The 17,348-nt window shown below is 64.1% G+C and carries 19 protein-coding genes; 10 read left to right on the top strand and 9 right to left on the bottom strand.

Annotation, left to right across the window (positions count from 1 at the left end):
- Window positions 1-107 precede the first annotated feature (107 nt).
- Genes ACGYLD_RS08505 through ACGYLD_RS08490 form a run of 4 tightly spaced genes read left to right on the top strand, consistent with a single transcriptional unit; the run spans window position 108 to window position 4,197 of the window.
- Window positions 108-1,310, top strand: coding sequence for an FAD-binding oxidoreductase (locus ACGYLD_RS08505; RefSeq protein ID WP_271693130.1), 1,203 nt, complete (start codon window positions 108-110; stop codon window positions 1,308-1,310).
- Complete coding sequence (locus ACGYLD_RS08500) at window positions 1,307-2,086, top strand: HpcH/HpaI aldolase/citrate lyase family protein (protein ID WP_271693129.1); 780 nt, start codon at window positions 1,307-1,309, stop codon at window positions 2,084-2,086. The genes ACGYLD_RS08505 and ACGYLD_RS08500 overlap by 4 nt, the downstream gene beginning before the upstream one ends.
- A 12-nt stretch (window positions 2,087-2,098) precedes the next feature.
- A complete protein-coding gene (locus ACGYLD_RS08495; protein ID WP_271693128.1) occupies window positions 2,099-2,941 on the top strand; it encodes an NAD(P)-dependent oxidoreductase in 843 nt (280 codons plus the stop codon).
- Window positions 2,942-2,964: 23 nt separating this feature from the next.
- Entirely contained in the window at window positions 2,965-4,197 is a 1,233-nt protein-coding gene (locus ACGYLD_RS08490; protein ID WP_271693127.1) for a mandelate racemase/muconate lactonizing enzyme family protein, read from the top strand.
- A gap of 84 nt (window positions 4,198-4,281) precedes the next feature.
- On the opposite strand, the gene ACGYLD_RS08485 is transcribed toward ACGYLD_RS08490, so the two are convergent.
- Both ACGYLD_RS08485 and ACGYLD_RS08480 read right to left on the bottom strand, forming a co-directional pair.
- Window positions 4,282-6,456, bottom strand: coding sequence for a thiamine pyrophosphate-dependent enzyme (locus ACGYLD_RS08485; RefSeq protein ID WP_394402114.1), 2,175 nt, complete (start codon window positions 6,454-6,456; stop codon window positions 4,282-4,284).
- Window positions 6,457-6,582: 126 nt separating this feature from the next.
- Complete coding sequence (locus tag ACGYLD_RS08480) at window positions 6,583-7,806, bottom strand: acyl-CoA dehydrogenase (protein ID WP_271693125.1); 1,224 nt, start codon at window positions 7,804-7,806, stop codon at window positions 6,583-6,585.
- A 97-nt stretch (window positions 7,807-7,903) separates the two neighbouring features.
- Here ACGYLD_RS08480 and ACGYLD_RS08475 point away from each other — a divergent pair, with 97 nt between their 5' ends.
- Together ACGYLD_RS08475 and ACGYLD_RS08470 are read left to right on the top strand one after the other, a co-directional pair.
- Window positions 7,904-8,803, top strand: coding sequence for a LysR substrate-binding domain-containing protein (locus tag ACGYLD_RS08475; RefSeq protein WP_271693124.1), 900 nt, complete (start codon window positions 7,904-7,906; stop codon window positions 8,801-8,803).
- An 89-nt stretch (window positions 8,804-8,892) separates the two neighbouring features.
- Window positions 8,893-9,222 (top strand): hypothetical protein, encoded by a 330-nt coding sequence (locus ACGYLD_RS08470; RefSeq protein WP_276153840.1) that lies wholly within the window; start codon window positions 8,893-8,895, stop codon window positions 9,220-9,222.
- Window positions 9,223-9,292: 70 nt separating this feature from the next.
- Here ACGYLD_RS08470 and ACGYLD_RS08465 read toward each other — a convergent pair whose 3' ends face one another.
- Together ACGYLD_RS08465 and ACGYLD_RS08460 are read right to left on the bottom strand one after the other, a co-directional pair.
- The gene (locus ACGYLD_RS08465; protein ID WP_271688085.1) at window positions 9,293-9,706 is read right to left on the bottom strand and encodes a VOC family protein; all 414 of its coding nucleotides are present in this window, start codon (window positions 9,704-9,706) and stop codon (window positions 9,293-9,295) included.
- 187 nt (window positions 9,707-9,893) lie between these two features.
- Window positions 9,894-11,453, bottom strand: coding sequence for a bifunctional metallophosphatase/5'-nucleotidase (locus ACGYLD_RS08460; RefSeq protein WP_394402111.1), 1,560 nt, complete (start codon window positions 11,451-11,453; stop codon window positions 9,894-9,896).
- Between the two features lie 129 nt (window positions 11,454-11,582).
- On the opposite strand from ACGYLD_RS08460, the gene ACGYLD_RS08455 reads away from it, so the two are divergent.
- From ACGYLD_RS08455 to arsC, 3 genes are read left to right on the top strand one after another with little or no spacing between them, the layout of a single operon-like run.
- Complete coding sequence (locus tag ACGYLD_RS08455; RefSeq protein ID WP_271693120.1) at window positions 11,583-11,933, top strand: DUF952 domain-containing protein; 351 nt, start codon at window positions 11,583-11,585, stop codon at window positions 11,931-11,933.
- The gene (locus tag ACGYLD_RS08450; protein ID WP_394402108.1) at window positions 11,930-12,973 is read left to right on the top strand and encodes a quinone-dependent dihydroorotate dehydrogenase; all 1,044 of its coding nucleotides are present in this window, start codon (window positions 11,930-11,932) and stop codon (window positions 12,971-12,973) included. The genes ACGYLD_RS08455 and ACGYLD_RS08450 overlap by 4 nt, the downstream gene beginning before the upstream one ends.
- Window positions 12,970-13,311 carry an arsenate reductase (glutaredoxin) gene (gene arsC, locus ACGYLD_RS08445; RefSeq protein ID WP_271693118.1) on the top strand — a complete coding sequence of 114 codons (342 nt, stop codon included), beginning with the start codon at window positions 12,970-12,972 and terminating at the stop codon, window positions 13,309-13,311. The genes ACGYLD_RS08450 and arsC overlap by 4 nt, the downstream gene beginning before the upstream one ends.
- Here arsC and ACGYLD_RS08440 read toward each other — a convergent pair.
- From ACGYLD_RS08440 to ACGYLD_RS08430, 3 genes are read right to left on the bottom strand one after another with little or no spacing between them, the layout of a single operon-like run.
- Complete coding sequence (locus ACGYLD_RS08440; protein WP_394374280.1) at window positions 13,308-14,660, bottom strand: MATE family efflux transporter; 1,353 nt, start codon at window positions 14,658-14,660, stop codon at window positions 13,308-13,310. The genes arsC and ACGYLD_RS08440 overlap by 4 nt on opposite strands.
- A gap of 22 nt (window positions 14,661-14,682) precedes the next feature.
- The gene (locus ACGYLD_RS08435) at window positions 14,683-15,195 is read right to left on the bottom strand and encodes a PaaI family thioesterase (RefSeq protein ID WP_209218213.1); all 513 of its coding nucleotides are present in this window, start codon (window positions 15,193-15,195) and stop codon (window positions 14,683-14,685) included.
- Window positions 15,192-15,614, bottom strand: a complete 423-nt coding sequence (locus tag ACGYLD_RS08430) for a PaaI family thioesterase (protein WP_209218214.1) — start codon at window positions 15,612-15,614, stop codon at window positions 15,192-15,194. Before ACGYLD_RS08430 ends, ACGYLD_RS08435 begins: the two co-directional genes overlap by 4 nt.
- A 118-nt stretch (window positions 15,615-15,732) precedes the next feature.
- Here ACGYLD_RS08430 and ACGYLD_RS08425 point away from each other — a divergent pair, with 118 nt between their 5' ends.
- Window positions 15,733-16,113: a MerR family DNA-binding transcriptional regulator gene (locus ACGYLD_RS08425; protein WP_067261191.1), complete on the top strand. Its 381-nt coding sequence runs from the start codon at window positions 15,733-15,735 to the stop codon at window positions 16,111-16,113.
- Between the two features lie 21 nt (window positions 16,114-16,134).
- Here the strand turns inward: ACGYLD_RS08425 and ACGYLD_RS08420 are convergent, their stop codons facing one another.
- Together ACGYLD_RS08420 and ACGYLD_RS08415 are read right to left on the bottom strand one after the other, a co-directional pair.
- Entirely contained in the window at window positions 16,135-16,359 is a 225-nt protein-coding gene (locus tag ACGYLD_RS08420; protein ID WP_067261192.1) for a hypothetical protein, read from the bottom strand.
- Window positions 16,360-16,458: 99 nt separating this feature from the next.
- Entirely contained in the window at window positions 16,459-17,220 is a 762-nt protein-coding gene (locus ACGYLD_RS08415) for a LuxR family transcriptional regulator (protein WP_271693117.1), read from the bottom strand.
- Between the last annotated feature and the right edge of the window lie 128 nt (window positions 17,221-17,348).

Here is a 17,348-nt window from a genome sequence, read left to right as displayed (position 1 = left end):
CCCATCGCGGGAAAACGAAAATTCGCGCCACCGTTCACAGAGATTGCAGGCTTTGAAAGCTTAGGCTACCCACGATTCAGAGGGGAATGCGCAAAGGGAGACTGTGCATGCAAAACGCGCTTGAGACATCCTATGACGTGGTGATCGTGGGCGGGGCCATCTATGGCTCGGCTTTGGCTTGGTGGTTGACCAACACGCCGGGGTTCGACGGCGAGGTGCTGGTGGTCGAGCGTGATCCAACCTATGAATTCGCCTCGACCAGCCATACGAATTCCTGCATCCGCCAGCAGTTCAGCGCCCCCGTGAACATCCAGATTTCGCAATTCGGGGCCGAGTTCATCAAAAACTTCCGCCACTTCATGCATGACGATCCCGAGGTGCCGGAACTGGCGCTGCAAAGCTTTGGCTACCTCTATCTTGCCGACACGCCCGAGTTTGCCCAGACCCTGCGCGAGGCGCAGGGCATCCAGACCTCCATGGGCGCCCATACCCAGCATATGACCAAGGATGAGATCGCCGCGCGCTATCCCTTCTACATGCTCGACGATGTGATCGCTGCCAATCACAATACGGTGAATGAGGGCTATTTCGACGGCGGCACGATGTTCGACTGGTTCAAACGCATGGCCAAGCGCCGCGGCGTGACCTTTGTGCATGACGAGGTGACCGGCATGGTGCTGAACCCCGCGGGCAGTGCGGTGGATGCGGTGACGCTGAAGTCCGGCGCGACGGTCTCCTGCGGGACGGTGGTCAATGCCTCTGGCCCTCGCGCGGCGGCGACGGCGCAGATGGCCGGGATCACCCTGCCCGTGGTGCCGCGCAAACGCTACACCTTCATCTTTGACGCCGCCGAGCCGCTGGAAATGGACCTGCCGCTGACCATCGACCCCAGCGGCGTGCATATGCGCCAAGAGGGCAAATATTACATGGCCGGCTGCCCGCCAGAGGATGACTATGACGCGGCCTATGATGATTTCACCTTCGTCCATTCGATCTGGGAAGAGAAGGTCTGGCCCATCATCGCTACCCGCGTTCCGGCCTTTGAGCGGGTCAAGGTGATCAACGAATGGGTCGGCCACTACGCCTATAACACCGTCGACCAGAACGCGATTCTGGGTCGGCACGACAAGGTCGCGAACTTCGTCTTCATGAACGGCTTTTCCGGCCACGGCTTGCAACAGGCCCCCGCCATCGGGCGCGGCACGGCAGAGTTGATCACCCATGGCGGCTACCGCACGCTCGACCTAACCCCGCTAGACTACGCGCGGATCGTGCGTTCCGAGAAATTCGTCGAAAGGGCTGTGATATGAAATTGCGCGAGAACAGCTTCCTCACGGCCATTCGCGCCGGTCAAAAGCAGCTTGGCCTCTGGGTCTCCCTCTCCAACGGTTATGCCGCCGAGGTGGTGGCCCATGCGGGCTATGACTGGGTGATGCTGGATATGGAGCATGCGCCCAGCGACATGGCCTCAGCCCTCGGGCAGCTACAGGCGTTCTCGGGCAGTGAGACCACGGCAATGGTGCGGCCCGACTGGAACGATGCGGTCAAGGTCAAACGGCTGATGGACCTCGGCGCGCCGGGCCTGCTGTTTCCCATGGTGCAGACCCCTGATGAGGCCCGCGCCGCCGTGGCCGCCTGCCGCTACCCGCCGCGCGGTATCCGGGGGGTGGCCGGGCTGAACCGCGCCAATCAATTTGGCCGGGTCGCGGATTACAACGCCGAGGTCGAGAATCAGACCGCCATCCTGATCCAGCTTGAAACCCGCGCCGCCGTCGAAAACGCCGCCGCCTTTGCCGAGGTTGAGGGGATCGACGGCATCTTCTTTGGCCCCGCCGATATCGCCGCCGACATGGGCCATCTGGGCCAGACCCTGCACCCCGAGGTCTGGGAGGTCATCCGCCCCGCGGCCAAACTCTTGATGGACAAGGGCATTCCCGTGGGCACGCTGGTCACCGACCCCGATTTCGCCGCCCAACTGCTGAACGAAGGCTTCACCTTTGTCGCCTGCGGCACGGATGTGGGCCTTTTGGCCCAAGGGGCCGATGCGCTGCGCGCGAAGGTGCGCGACAAGATTTCTGAGACGTGAAAGGAAGATGTTATGAAATTTAAGAAACTGGTCCTGACGGGCGCCGCCGGGCGCCTCGGCTCCTACCTGCGTGAGCCGCTAGCCGGCATGTGTGAGGAACTGGTCAGCTCCGACATCGCCGAGGACATTGGCAAGCTTTACGACGGTGAGCGTTATCAAAAGGCCGATCTGGCGGAATACGACCAAGTCGCGGCCCTGATGGAGGGCGCCGACATGGTGGTGCATTTCGGGGCCATCGTGGACGAAAAACCCTTTATGGAACTGCTCGGCCCGAACTTCGTCGGCTCTTACAACGTATGGGAAGCGGCCTATCAGGCGGGCGCACGGCGCGTCGTCTATGCCTCGTCGATCCATGCGGTGGGGATGCACAAAAAGGCCGATTTCATCGGCATCGATGCGCCTCACAAGCCCGACACTTTCTACGGCCTCGCCAAATGCTTCACCGAAGACCTCGGCTCCATGTATTGGGACAAACGCCAACTTGAATCCGTACATCTGCGCATCCTCAGCGCGGCACAGGTCAACAACTCCCGCGCGCTCGGCTCTTGGCTCAGCTATGACGACCTGATCCAACTGGTGACCCGCGCGGTGGACACGCCCTCGGTCGGATTCTCGGTGATCTACGGCGTGTCGAACAACGACCGCGCCCCGGTGGACAACTCGAAAGCCTCCTTCCTCGGCTACCGGCCTAAGGACAATGCCGAGCAATTCGCCGAAAAAGTGCTGGCCGAGGAAGGCCCCGTGGACATCACCGACCCCGGCCAGATGTGCCACGGCGGCCCCTTCGCCAAGGTCGATCTGGGCGAAAGCGGCATCGCGCAGATGACCATCGTCGACGACAAGAAAGAGACCTAAGCGGCCAAACGAAAGGGACCGTCATGAAACTGCAAGACCTCGATATCATCGTGACGGCCCCGCCCGCCCCCGGCTGGGGCGGGCGCTATTGGATATTGGTCAAGGTGACCACCGACGCCGGCGTAACCGGCTGGGGCGAATGCTATGCCGCCAGCGTCGGGCCCGACGCGATGCGCGCGGTGATCGAAGATGTCTTTGCCCGTCATATGCAGGGCGAAAACCCCGAGAATATCGAGTTGATGTTCCGCCGTGCCTATTCCGCAGGCTTCACCCAGCGGCCAGACCTGACCGTGATGGGCGCGTTTTCGGGGCTTGAGATCGCCTGTTGGGACATCTTGGGCAAGGACCGTGACCGCCCGGTGCATGCGCTGATCGGCGGGCGCACCAATGACCGGGTGCGCGGCTATACCTACCTCTACCCCCTGCCGCATCACAGCATGGCGGATTTCTGGACCTCGCCCGAGATGGCGGCGGAATCGGCGGCGGATTGCGTGGCGCGCGGCTATACGGCGGTGAAATTCGACCCCGCTGGCCCCTATACGCTGCGCGGCGGGCATATGCCTGCAATGTCGGACATCAGCACCTCAGCGGCGTTCTGCAAGGCCATCCGAGAGGCGGTGGGCGACCGCGCCGACCTGCTGTTTGGCACTCACGGGCAATTCACCACCGCGGGCGCAATCCGGCTGGGCCAAGCGATCGAACCCTATAGCCCGCTGTGGTACGAAGAGCCGATCCCGCCAGACGCGCCTGAGCAGATGGCCAAGGTCGCGCGCGGCGTGCGCGTCCCTGTGGCCACGGGCGAGCGGCTGACCACCAAGGCCGAGTTCGCGCCGCTGTTGCGGGCGGGCGCGGCGGAGATCCTGCAACCGGCCCTTGGCCGTGTGGGCGGCATCGCGGAGGCCAAGAAGATCGCCACCATGGCCGAGGTGTACAACGCGCAAGTGGCGCCGCATCTCTATGCCGGGTCGGTGGAATGGGCCGCGAATGTGCAGCTTGCCACCGCGATCCCGAACATCCTGATGTGCGAATGTATTGAGACGCCATTTCATGACCAATTGATCAAAGGGTCGATCCGGGTGGAGGACGGCTTCATCACCGCCCCCAAAGCGCCCGGTCTGGGGATCGAAGTTGATGAGGAACTCGCCCGCGCGCATCCCTATACCGGCGACGGGCTGCATCTGGAGATGCGCGAAGAGCCTTGCGACTATGTGAACGGGAATAATTTTCAGGGCGGTGCGCCAGCGGATAGCCACTAGGCGCGCGTACCCGGCCCGGATTCAAGCCGCAGGCGCCGGGCCATCGCCTGCCCGCCCCCCCCCCGGGTCGGCGCTGGCCCTCAGCTACCCCAACAGCTTCCGCGCCGCCGCGACGATCCCCTCGCGTGAGGGCAGCGTCGCCGCATAGGCCGGACCCGTTGCGATGAAACTGTCCTCCGCCGTCAGCCGCGCGAAACGCTTCACACCGCGCTCGGCCATCAGCGCCATCAGCGCCTCCGCCTGCCCGCCAGTGCGGCGGCATTCGTCGACGATCAGCACAGGCCGATCCCCGATGGCCGCAATCAGCGCCTGCTCCGGCATGGGGGCCAACCAACGCAGGTCGATCACCCGCACATCGACGCCCGCCTCTGCCAAATCCCGCGCCGCCTGCTGGCTCAGATAATGCCCGTTGCCATAGCTCACGATCGCCAGTTCCGCGCCCTCGCCCGTGACGCCGACCTCGCCCAGTCCGATCCGCCGGTCCGGCGCCGGATAGCTGCGCATCCAGCCGCCATCCCCGGCCTCCATCAAATCGCGCATTGGGTAGAGCGCGATGGGCTCGACAAAGACCACAACGCGCTGCTCCTCCCGCGCCAAACGGTGCGCCTCCCGCAGCATCATCGCCGCGTCGTCCCCCGCCGAGGGGCAGGCGATGATAATGCCGGGAATGTCGCGCAGCACGGCCAGCGAATTGTCGTTATGGAAATGCCCGCCGAACCCTTTCTGATAGCCCAGCCCCGCGATGCGCAGCACCATCGGGTTGCTCCACTGCCCGTCCGAGAAGAAGGGCAAAGTCGCCGCCTCGCCGCGCAGCTGGTCCTCGGCATTGTGCAGATAGGCGAGGAACTGGATCTCCGGCATCGGCACGAAACCATTGTGCGCCATCCCGATGGCAAGGCCCAGAATGCTCTGCTCGTCCAGCAGCGTGTCGATCACCCGCCCCGGGCCGAAACGGTTCTGCAACTTCTGCGTGACGCCGTAGACCCCACCCTTGCGGCCCACGTCCTCGCCCATCAGCATGGTCTCGGGATGGGACAGCATCAGGTCGTGCAGCGCCCAGTTGATCAGCCGCGACATGGGCTGGGGGTTATCCATCTGCCCCATGTCGCTGCCAAAGGTCTCGGCCCGCGCCTCGGCGCTCGGCCCGTTGCTGGGCGCGCAGTCGCGCTTGGGCGGCACGAGGCTCGCCATGACGTCCGACGCCGCCTTCAGCCGGGGGCGTTTCACCACCTCGTCAGCCGCCTTCGCGACCGCCTCTTGCGTATCGCGGTAAATCGCCAGCGCTTCCTCGGCAGACGCCCCAGCCTCCACCAGCAGCCGCGCGGAATGCAGCAGCGGATCGTTGGCCTCATCCGCCTCCACCTCGGCGCGGGGCAGATAGGAGGTCGCCACATCCGCCCCGGCATGGCCATAGAGCCGCACCGTGCGCAGGTGCAGGAAAGCCGGCTTACGGTGCACGCGCACGTAATCCGCCGCCTCCTTCGCCGCCGCATAGGCCGCGTGAAGATCAAGCCCGTCGCCCTCGAAATACTTCAGCCCCGGTCGGGCAGACATCGACGCCTTGATCCAGCCCGTCGGCGTCTTGGTCGAGATGCCGATGCCGTTGTCCTCACAGACAAACAGCAGCGGCAGCGGCACGCCCTGCACGGCGGTCCAGCAGGCGGCGTTGATCGCGCCCTGCGCGGTGGAGTGATTGGCCGAGGCGTCGCCGAAACTGCACATGGCGATGCCGTCGCGCGGCAGGATCGCGTGCTCGGGCCGGTGCCGCCGCGCCATGCCGATGGAATGCGCCGCCCCCACCGCCTTGGGCAGATGGCTGGCGATGGTCGAGGTCTGCGGCGGGATCATCAGTGGGCGCGAGCCCAAGACCTTGTGCCGCCCGCCGCTGGTCGGATCCTCCGCCGAACAGGCAAAACTAAGCAGCATGTCGCGCATCATGTCCTGCCCGCCCGCCTGATCGGCCCGGGCGATCTGGAAGGCCGCATCGCGGTAATGCAGGAAAGCGATGTCATCGACGCGCAGCGCCGCCGCCACCGCTGCCATCCCCTCGTGGCCGGAGGAACCGATGGTGTAGAACCCCTGCCCCTCCTTCTGCATGACGCGGCTTTGCAGGTCGAGCGCCCGGCTCAGCACCTGCGCGCGGTAGAGCTGCTCCAACTGGTCGCGCTCCAGCGCCTTTTCGGAATGGGTGGAATCGGGAAAATCCCCCGCCGCAACGCGACGGAGGAAGTTCTCATGAACGATGGCAACGCGGTCCATGGGGCCTCTTGAAATAGAAATTAATCGCCCTCGGCGAAAGCATGTCGGCCAGAAAGAAAGGCGCCGCCCCTCTTTCTGGCCATAAGTATTTTGGATGGCTGGGGGAGGTTCCCCCGATGCCGGTGTTTAGAAGAACGCCTGCAGGCCGGTCTGGGCGCGGCCCAGGATCAGCGCGTGCACGTCATGGGTGCCCTCATAGGTGTTCACCGTCTCAAGGTTCATCATGTGGCGGATCACTTGGAATTCGCCCGAGATGCCGTTGCCGCCGTGCATGTCACGCGACATGCGCGCCACGTCGAGCGCCTTGCCGCAGTTGTTGCGCTTGACGATAGAGATCATCTCGGGCGCGGCGTTGGCGGCATCCATCAGACGGCCCACTTGCAGCGAGCCCTGAAGGCCGAGCGAGATTTCGGTCATCATGTCCGCGAGTTTCTTCTGGAACAGCTGCGTTTGCGCCAGCGGCTTGTTGAACTGCTTGCGGTCCAGCCCGTATTGCAGCGCGGCGTGCCAGCAGAACTCGGCGGCACCCATCGCGCCCCAAGAAATGCCGTAGCGGGCGCGGTTGAGGCAGCCGAAGGGGCCTTTCAGACCCTGCACATTCGGCAGCAGCGCATTTTCGCCGACTTCAACACCGTCCATCACGATCTCACCGGTGATCGAGGCGCGCAAGCTGAGCTTGTTGCCGACCTTGGGCGCGCTCAGACCCTTCATGCCTTTTTCCAGCACGAAGCCGCGGATTTTGCCGTCATGCGCCTCGGACTTGGCCCAGACCACAAAGACATCGGCGATGGGGGAGTTCGAGATCCACATCTTGGAGCCGGTCAGCTTGTAGCCCGTGTCGGTCTTCACGGCGCGGGTCTTCATGCCCGCGGGGTCGGAACCCGCATCGGGCTCGGTCAGGCCAAAGCAGCCGATCCATTCGCCCGAGCAGAGCTTGGGCAGGTACTTCTGGCGCTGCTCTTCGGAGCCATAGGCATAGATGGGGTACATGACGAGGCTCGCCTGAACCGACATCATCGAGCGGTAGCCGCTGTCGACACGCTCAACCTCACGCGCGACGAGACCGTAGGACACATAGCTGCCGCCGAGACCGCCGTATTCCTCGGGGATGGTGACGCCGAGAAGGCCCATCTCGCCCATCTCGCGGAAGATCTCGGGGTCGGTCTTTTCCTCGGCAAAGGCTTCGATAACACGCGGTTGCAGCTTTTCCTGCGCATAGGCGCGGGCGGAATCGCGGATCATGCGCTCGTCTTCGGTCAATTGGCTGTCGAGGCGGAAGGGATCCTGCCAATCGAAGGTACCAAGATCGGGTTTGTCCTTGGCGCGCAGCTTGGGGGCGTCAGCGGTCATGATGCATCCTTTCGGGTGATGTGATTTGCGGCAGTATTGCAAATCGGCGGCGCGAACTCTATCGCTGCTTTGTCCTGAGTTCATGAGAAAAAGTCATATGATCGCGCCGCGCCGCTTCCTGCCTTCGATCTCGGCTCTGCTGTCTTTTGAGGCGGTCGTGCGGCTGGGCACCGCCACGGCGGCGGCGCAGGAATTGAACCTCACGCAGAGCGCGGTGAGCCGTCAGATCAAGACGCTGGAGGAACAGCTGGGCGTGACGCTGATGATCCGGCAGGGCCGCCGTCTGACCCCGACGCAGGCCGGGTTGGATTATGTAACGCAGGTGCGCGACATCCTGAACCGGCTGGCGCAGGCCTCGGTCTCGGCCCGGACGAACCCTACGGGGGGCACGCTTAATCTGGCGATCCTGCCTGCCTTCGGGATGCATTGGCTGGCCCCGCGCCTGCGCGATTTCGCGCGTGACCACCCGGAGGTGACGGTGAACCTATCGACTCGGCTGCGGCCCTTCGCCTTTGCGGGCAGCCGATTCGACGCCGCCATTCATTTCGGTCATGAAGATTGGCTCGGCGTGCGCTACCTGCCGCTTTTGCCGGAAACGGTGGTGGCGGTCTGCGCGCCCGATCTGCTGCCCGCACCCTTGGAGGATGCACGCGACGTGCGCCATCTGCCGCTGCTTCATCTGGAGACCCGCCCGCGCGGATGGGCGCGCTGGCTGTCCTCGCTCGGCGTGACGGATGAGCCGCCCGGCGGCATGATGTTCGACCAATTCTCGACCATGGCGCAGGCGGCCATTCACGGGCTGGGGGTGGCGCTGCTGCCGACCTTCTTCGCCCGCCCCTACCTGCGCGACGGGCAATTGGTGCTGGCCGCTTCACCGACCACGCAAAGCATCGGGAACTACTACCTCGTCTGGCCCGACGACCGCGATGAGACGGCGGCGCTTGCGTCATTCCGCGGCTGGCTGGCCCAACAGGCGGAGCCTGCGACGGCGGGGTGAGCCGCGCAAGGCTGGCCCAAGTTATGCCGCATTTACCTTGTAAGAAACCGGCTAACCCGCCCGCATCGGGCGTTCCAAAGGAGCAGATGATGCTAAGTTCATACCGCAAAAGCACCGGCGCTCTGGCCCTTGCCCTGAGCCTCTGCGCCGCTGGCGCCATGGCCGAAAGCCGCAACGTGCTGATCGTCGACGGCGCCTACTTCCCATCGCTGTCCCATGTGCAGCCGGGCGATCAGGTGGTCTTTACCAACAACGCCACCGGCAGTCATACGATCACCGGCGAGGACGAGGCATGGACCAGCGGGCCGATCCCCGTGAACGGCAGCTACACGCTCGACATCACCGCACAGACCCCGACGCGTTTCAGCGGGCAGACTTTGGAAGAGCCTGCTTTCGAAGGGGCGATCAGCTTCGACTGAGCCCGCACCGGTTTCAGCCCTTCAAAGCCCCGCTTGCGACAGCGGGGCTTTGTCGTTTCAGCGCTTGACCTTATTGGGCAAAAACGCGGTCCATATCGGCGAAACCCTTGACCTCGATCGGATTGCCCGACGGGTCGCGGAAGAACATGGTCGCTTGCTCGCCCGGCTCCCCTTCGAAACGCAGCGAGGGTTCGATCACGAAGTCGACCTCTGCGCCCTTCAGCCGCTCCGCCAGCGCCTTCCAATCCTCCATCCGCAGGACGACGCCCAGATGCGGCATCGGCACCATATGCTCACCGACCTTGCCGGTGGCCTCTGTCTTGAAAGGCTCGCCCAGATGCATGGAGATCTGGTGGCCGAAGAAGGAATAATCGACCCAAGTTTCGGTCGAACGGCCTTCGGTGCAGCCCAGCACATCGCCGTAGAAGGCGCGGGTCTCATCAAGGTCGCGGACGTTATAGGCAAGGTGGAAGGGGGTGAGCATAGCGGTCTCCTGTTTGGTTACCGCATGTGTATCCCTTGGCGGGAGAGGTGCAAGGGGCTGGCTTGCGGGGGGGGGGGGGGACGCGCAGCTTAGGCAACAGCCCGGAAACAAGGGCGTAGGCCCGGCTACTCGTAAACAAAAAGGGCGCGCCCCGCTGGACGCGCCCTCTCGCTAAGGCCCGAGACCCTTACTTCATCTTGATGCGGCCATCGGTGTAGGGCTTGTAGCTGCCGTTCTTCGCCAGATACTCCGCCGTCACATCCGCCAGATCGGGGCCGAAGTCATAGGCATTCTCGGCGTCCTTGAACATCGCATAGCCGTCGCCGCCATTGCGGACATAGTTGTTGGACACGGCGCCATAGGTCTTTTCGGGATCAATCGGTTCGTCACCCACCATCACATCGCTGATGCGGCTGCCGGGCTCGGCCTTGGGATCAAAGGTGTAGGACATGCCCGCCACCTGCGGGAAGCGGCCCGCGCCGTCTTCCAATTGGCTGACACCGTTCTCCAGCGCCTCGATCAAAGTCGCACCGCTGATCTGGAAGGTCGAGAGCGTGTTCTGGAACGGCAGCACGGTCAGCACTTCGCCCATGGTCACCTCGCCTGCGTCGATCGAGGCGCGCAGGCCGCCCGCGTTGGAGATCGCCACGTCGATACCTTGATCCTTCACCCGGTCCAGCATGGCGTCGGAGACAAGGTTGCCCATTGCGCATTCCTGCGCGCGGCAGACATCACGGCTGCCTTCGATGGTCTCCGAAGTCTCGGCCACGACCTTCTGGCGCAACTCCTCCAGCGGGGCGGCGCGTTCGGCAACCAGATCAACCGTGGCCTGATCCTCTTCGACAGAAGCGTCAAGCAGGATCGGATCGCCTGAGATCGAGGTCACCTCGCCCGCATCATCGAAGGTGACATTCACCTCGCCCAGATACTTGCTGTAGGCATAGGCCTGCACGATCGGCACGTCGTTGACCATGGTCGGATAAGCGCCCTCGGCCCGTTCCTCGCTGTTGCTCAGAAGCGTGTGGGAATGGCCGCCGACGATCAGGTCGACGCCGGTCAACTCCTCGGCCAGCCGCTTGTCGGCGGCAAGCCCCACATGTGTGAGCAGGATGATCTTGTTAACCCCGTCCTCGGTCAGCGCGTCGATCTCGGCCTGCGCCGCATCCGCTGCGGGGGAGAAGATCACCTCCGCCCCGGGCGAGGAGGTTTCGGGCGTATCTTCGGCAAGGACGGAAACGATGCCGATACGCTCTCCACCAACCTCAACCACGGTGGATTTGCCGATCTCGCCCTCCAGCCCCTCGACACCGCTCACGTCGATATTGGCCGAGAGCACCGGGAAATCGACCTGTGCCACGAAATCGGCCAGCCCCTCGGGGCCGTCGTCAAACTCGTGGTTGCCCACGGCCATCACGTCATAGTCGAGCTCTGACATGAACTCGGCCGCCATGTCGCCCTTGTAGCGCGTGTAGAAAAGCGAGCCTTGGAACCAGTCGCCTGCATCCAGCAGCAGGTGGTTCTCGCCCGCGCGTTCGCGTGCGGCTTCGATTGCGGTGACCATGCGCGCGACGCCGCCAAAGCATTTTCCCTCGGCGTTATCCTCGGCGCTGCAGGGGCCGTCATATTTGCTGATCGGCTCGAACCGGTCATGGAAATCATTGGTATGCAGAATGGTCAGATTATACTCGGCCGCCGCCATGCCGCTGGTCAAAGCCAGCGCAGCGGTCGCGGTCAGGAATCGTTTCATGATAGTTCCCCTGTTGCTTGTTATGCCGGTATCGTGGCGCGGGGTTTGGCCCGTGTCAAAGGTCATATGACCTGCCCTATGGTCACCCGCGGGTCTTGACCCCGCCCCGCCCGGCGGGCATCAGAAGCCATGCTGATTTTCAAGATATTCCGCGCAGACGAATGGGCTGCGCTGCGCAAGAACGGGGTCTCGGACGGGGCGCCGATCGATGTCACCGATGGCTATGTGCATTTCTCCACCGCCGAACAGGCGGCGGAAACCGCTGCCAAACATTTCAAGGGGGAGGACGGTCTCTTCCTGCTCGCGCTTGAGGCCGACGCTCTGGGCGATGCGCTGAAATGGGAGCCCTCGCGCGGCGGCGCGCTTTTCCCCCATCTCTACCGCCCGCTCAAGATCGAAGACGTGGTCTGGGCGCAGCCCCTGCCGCTGGTGGATGGCGTGCATGAATTCCCCGCAGGTCTCGGCGAGGCCAGCAAATGACGCCGCTCTTGGAAAGGCTGGGCCTGCGGGCGCTGCACCGGGTCGATCCCGAAGCGGCCCATGGTTTGGCGATCCGCGCGCTGCGCGCAGGGCTTGCCCCCGCGCCGGGGCCGCAGACTTCGGCGCGGCTGCACACCACGCTTGCGGGGCTGGACCTGCCGAACCCTGTTGGGCTGGCGGCGGGGTTTGACAAGAACGCCACTGCAATCGCCCCCCTCTCCCGCGCCGGGTTTGGCTTTGTCGAAGTGGGGGCCGCCACGCCCCTGCCCCAGCCCGGCAATCCGCGCCCGCGCCTGTTTCGCCTGACCGAGGATCGCGCCGCGATCAACCGTTTCGGCTTTAACAACGAGGGGATGGAGGCGATCTGCGCCCGGCTTTCGCGCCGGGGTACGGGGGTGCCGGTGGGGTTGAACCTCGGCGCGAACAAGACCAGCAAGGACCGTGCTGCCGACTTTGCCCGCGTGATGACCGCCGCACGCAACCACGTCGATTTCGCGACGGTCAATGTCTCGTCCCCCAATACCGAAAAGCTGCGCGACCTTCAGGGCAAGGCGGCGCTGTCGGCCCTGCTCGAAGGGGTGATGGATGTGCGCGGCGCCACGCCGGTTTTCCTGAAAATCGCCCCCGATCTTAGCGAATCCGAGATTGAGGATGTCGCCGAGGTTGCCCAAAATTCGGGCGTTGCTGCCATCATCGCGACCAATACCACGCTTGACCGGACTGGCCTTGCCAGCGCCCATGCGGGCGAAGCGGGTGGTCTGTCCGGTGCGCCGCTGTTCGAACGCTCGACCCGCGTCTTGGCGCGGCTGGCGGGGCTGACGGATATTCCGCTGATCGGCGTCGGCGGGGTGTCGGACGCGCAGACCGCCTATGCCAAGATCTGCGCCGGGGCCTCTGCCCTGCAACTTTACACCGCGCTGGTCTTCGGCGGCCTCGGACTGGTGCGAGAGATCACCACCGGGCTGGATGCGCTCTTGGCTCGCGACGGTTTTGCCAGCGTGGCCGAGGCCGTGGGCAGCAAACGCGAGGACTGGCTATGATCACCCTATGGCATAACCCGCGCTGTTCGAAATCGCGGCAGACGCTGGCGCTGATCGAAGCGGCGGGGGTGGAAGTAACACTCCGCCGCTACCTCGAAGACGCGCCGACACGGGATGAGATCATCGCCGCCCGCGACGCCCTTGGCCTGCCTGCGATCAAGATGATGCGGACAGGCGAGACGCTGTTCAAAGAGTTGGGCCTGACCAAGGACAGCCCCGAAGAGGCTCTGATCGACGCCATGGCCGCCCATCCGATCCTGATCGAGCGCCCCATCGCCTTTAGCACTGGCCGCGCAGTGATCGGCCGCCCGCCCGAAGCGGTGCAGGCGCTGCTCTAGCCCGCCGCGCGCTCCAACGCCGGATAGCGCAGCGCCAAGGTGATGCCGCGCACCACGAAGGACACCAGAAGCGATATCCAAAGCCCGTGATTGCCCAGGCTTGGCACCAATGCCAGCGCGGTCACGGCATAGATCAGAAACGACACAAGCATCATATTGCGCATGTCGCGCGACCGCGTGGCGCCGATGAAAATACCGTCGAACATATAGGCCGCACAGCCCAGCAGCGGCGCCGCGACCATATAGGGCAGATAGACCCGGGCGAGCTCTTGCACCTGCGGGGCCTTGGCCATCAGGTCGATAATCGCGCCACCGCTGACGGCAAAGACCACCGCCAACAGCAGGCTGACCAACAGCGCCCAAGCGGAGGTCAGCACCGCCCCGCGCCGCAGCACATCGCGCTGCCCCGCGCCGTAGGCCCGGCCAATGATCGCCTCGGCGGCGAAGGCGAAACCGTCCAGCCCGTAGGAGGTGATCATCAGGAATTGCAGCAGCACCTGATTGGCCGCCAAGGTCACATCGCCCAAGCCCGACCCCATGAAGAGGAAGGAGACAAAGATCGCCTGCAACAAAAGCGAGCGGATCAGGATATCGGTGTTCACCTGCATCATGCGCGTCCAGCGAGGCCCGTCAAAGACCTGCGCCCAATCGCGCCACGCCACCCCTGCGAAAGCCGCGCGGCAGAACCACAGGCCCAAGGCCGCCCCGCTCCACTCTGCAAGGAAGGTGGCGATGGCGACGCCTTCGACACCCCAACCGAGGCCCAGCACAAACCACAGGTCCAGCAGGATATTCAGCCCGTTCATCCAGACCTGCAACACCAGCACGGCGCGGCTGCGCTCCTGCGCGATGAGCCAGCCGGTGATCGCATAGATCGAGATCGCGGCGGGGGCAGACCAGATGCGGATCGCCATATATTGCCGCGCCAGCCCCTCGACCTCGGGCGATCCGGGGGCGATCTGGAACGAGGCCCAGAAAAGCGGCCATTGCAGCGCCATCAAGGCCAGCCCCGCCCCCGCGCCGATCAAAAGCCCGCGCGTCAGCAGCGCGGCGACCTCGCCCTCTTCGCCATTGCCCGCCGCCTGCGCGGTCAGCCCCACGGTACCCATCCGCAGAAAGCCGAAAATCCAGTAAAGCGCCGAGAGGATGATCGCCCCCAGCCCCACCGCGCCGATGGGGGCGGCGGCGCCCATCTGCCCCACCACCCCGGTGTCGACCGCGCCGAGGATCGGCACGGTGGCGTTGGAGATGACAATGGGAACCGCGATCTTGAGCACACGGCGGTGGGTCACCACATCCCGCGCCGCCAGCGTACCACGCTCAACCGCGCGCACCTCTGCCTCGGTCAGCGGCTCTGTCTCTGATTGCGGCTCAGCCACGCCGTTGCGGCATCAGGAAATGGCCCGTGGCCTGCGCGAAAATACGGCTGCGGTTGTCCTGCCATGCCTCGACATGGACGCTGGCATAGCGCCGCCCCGAGCGGTTGATACGCGCCCGCGCATAGGCATCGCGCGGCAGGCCCGACCGCAGGTAATCCACGGTGAAATCGATCGTCTTGGGCAGCCGCGGCAAGTGGTCGGCATCCAGATTGTCCAGATCGAGCGCGCCGCTTTCCATATCTTCCCAGATCAGCCCCCAGCTGAGGGTGATGATCGCGGTCGCCTCAAGAAAGGCCGCCGTGGCCCCGCCATGCAGGGCGGGCAGGATCGGGTTGCCGATCAGTTGCTCGGAAAACGGCATGATGCCGGTTAGCTCATCGCCACGGCGCTCGAACTCGATGCCCAGAAAACGGATATAGGGCACGCCTTCGACCATGGCGCGCAGCACCCCGTCGCGGCGTTGTTTGATGACCTGAACTGGCTCCGGCTTGCGACGTGTGGTCATGTGTGCCCCTCCACGGTGAAAGTGCCGGTTGCCGTGGCGACAAGGTTGTCGGCGTCCTCATCCGTCGTCGTGGCCCGCACGAAGGCCACCGAACGGGTGACGTGATAGCAGGTCGCGCGGGTGATGATCGTCTGCCCCGGTGTGGCGGCACGCAGATATTCGATCCGCAGGTCCATCGTGGCAGTGGCCGCCGGGTTGCTGGGGTGGCTCATCACCGCAGCGCCGCAACAGGTGTCCATCAGCGCCGAGACCGCCCCGCCGCTGATCACCCCGGTCTGCGGGTCACCGATCAACTTGTCGTCATAGGGCATGGTGATCACGGCAGAGCCATCGCCCAACTCCTGCAACTCCATCCCCAGAGCCAAGGAATGGGGCAGCGCCTGAATGAACTGTCGCGCCAGCTTTAATTTGTCGGACATGCAACCCAACCCTCTGCCTCTGGTTTTGTCCTTTATCAGGGCGAGATAGCCAAAGGGCAAGACCGCCTGTTGCGCATCCCCGCGCGTGACCATAGTTTGCCGGAAGGGAGAAGATGCTTTGGACGATGAACGCCTGACATTCAAAGAGATGTGCGCGGCTTTTGACGTGACGCCACGCACGTTGCGCTATTACGAGTATATCGAATTGCTGCAACCGCACCGCGAGGGGCGCTCGCGTTTCTATGGCCCACGCGAACGGGCGCGGATGAAGCTGATCCTGCGCGGCCGCAAGTTTGGCTTCGCGTTGGAGGACATCCGCCAGTGGCTGTTGATCTACGAAAAAGAGGGGACCGAGGCGCAGATGCGCACTTGGGTCACCATGGCCGATGGGCAGTTGGAAGAACTGGCCGAGCAGCGCCGCCAGTTGGACGAAGCCATGGCGGAATTGCAAAAGCTGCGCGACGACACCGCCGCGGCCATCGCCTCGGACAAGGGCTGAGCGGCTGGCTGAGCGGCGGGCTCAGCGGCTGTTGCGCTGCGCCAACTGCCCGATAAGCATCTGCAAATCCGCCGTGATGCGGATGAGATCGGACACCACATCCGCGCTCGCGTCTCCGGCCAGATCGAATGCGCCGTTTTCGATGGTCTCGGACGCGCCTTTCAGCTCTGCAACCACGCGCGCGCGCGTTTCTGCCACGGAACCGTTTTTAGCCCCGCTACCTGTCTGCTCTTGTTTTTCTGACATGCCTGGTGCCTCTTTAGGTCGAGCGCCCGCACCTACAGCCCCCACGACGTGGGGTCATGTCACGCAGTCACGCGACAGCGACGCGAGGTCAACCTTGCCCTAGGGCGCGCCCTCTTTCGGGCGGCGCAGCAGCCCCGCCCCCAGCCCGCGAATGGCCGCGGTCGTGCGGTCATTCACCTCAAGCTTGGAGAAAATCCGCCGCACGATCGTATCGACCGTATGAGGCGAAATCCCAAGTATCTCGGCAATGACCCCATTGCTCTTGCCGGTTGCGATCCACTCCAACACCTCGACCTCGCGCGGGGACAGGCCGAAATCCCGCGGCGATTGGCTTTCGGCCAAGACGCAATAGCGCAGATGCGCGATCTGGGCGGCGCTGAGAAGTTTGTACAACGCCTCCGGCGACAGACGCGCCTGTTTGGCGGCAAACCCCAGTCCTACCACGGCGGAATCCCTGCCCGGGCCATGCACCCTAAGCGAAATGCCGTCATTCGGGTAGCGCCGCATCAATCCTTTCATATAGAGGCCTTCCGCAGAGGTAAGCCGCGCCGTGCGGGCCACATCCGACCAGTAAATCGGCATCACCTGTTGCCGGGCCAGCGCCTCCACCGGGCTTGCGCGCAGCTTCTCTATGTCCAGAAACTGCGAATGCCACTGCGGTCCATCTGTCCCACTGCTGTCGAACTGATAGAGGATCGCAGGCGCGCCGGGGCTGTCCCCGTGATAGCTGACCAGATCAATTCCAAGACCTTGATAATAGGCAAGACCGCAGGCCAGAAGCCGCGCCGCGGAGGTGGCGTTCTGCGCGCAGTGAACCAATCCGTCCAGCGTCTTCGGCCCGCTTTGTTCGAGGTTTGCCATCTCCCACCCGTTTTGCTGCCCAGCGCCATGGCGGCGGCGCACGCCCATCATCCTTTCAAACCTAAAGGAAATTACACTGCGCATAAAGTGACGCAACGTATCACTTACGTCAACGTCAACTCCCATTG

This window comes from Sulfitobacter sp. 1A12056, assembly GCF_043558125.1.
In the GTDB taxonomy this organism is placed as follows: Bacteria; Pseudomonadota; Alphaproteobacteria; order Rhodobacterales; family Rhodobacteraceae; genus Sulfitobacter; species Sulfitobacter faviae.
This window is presented reverse-complemented; position numbering and strand designations above follow the sequence as displayed.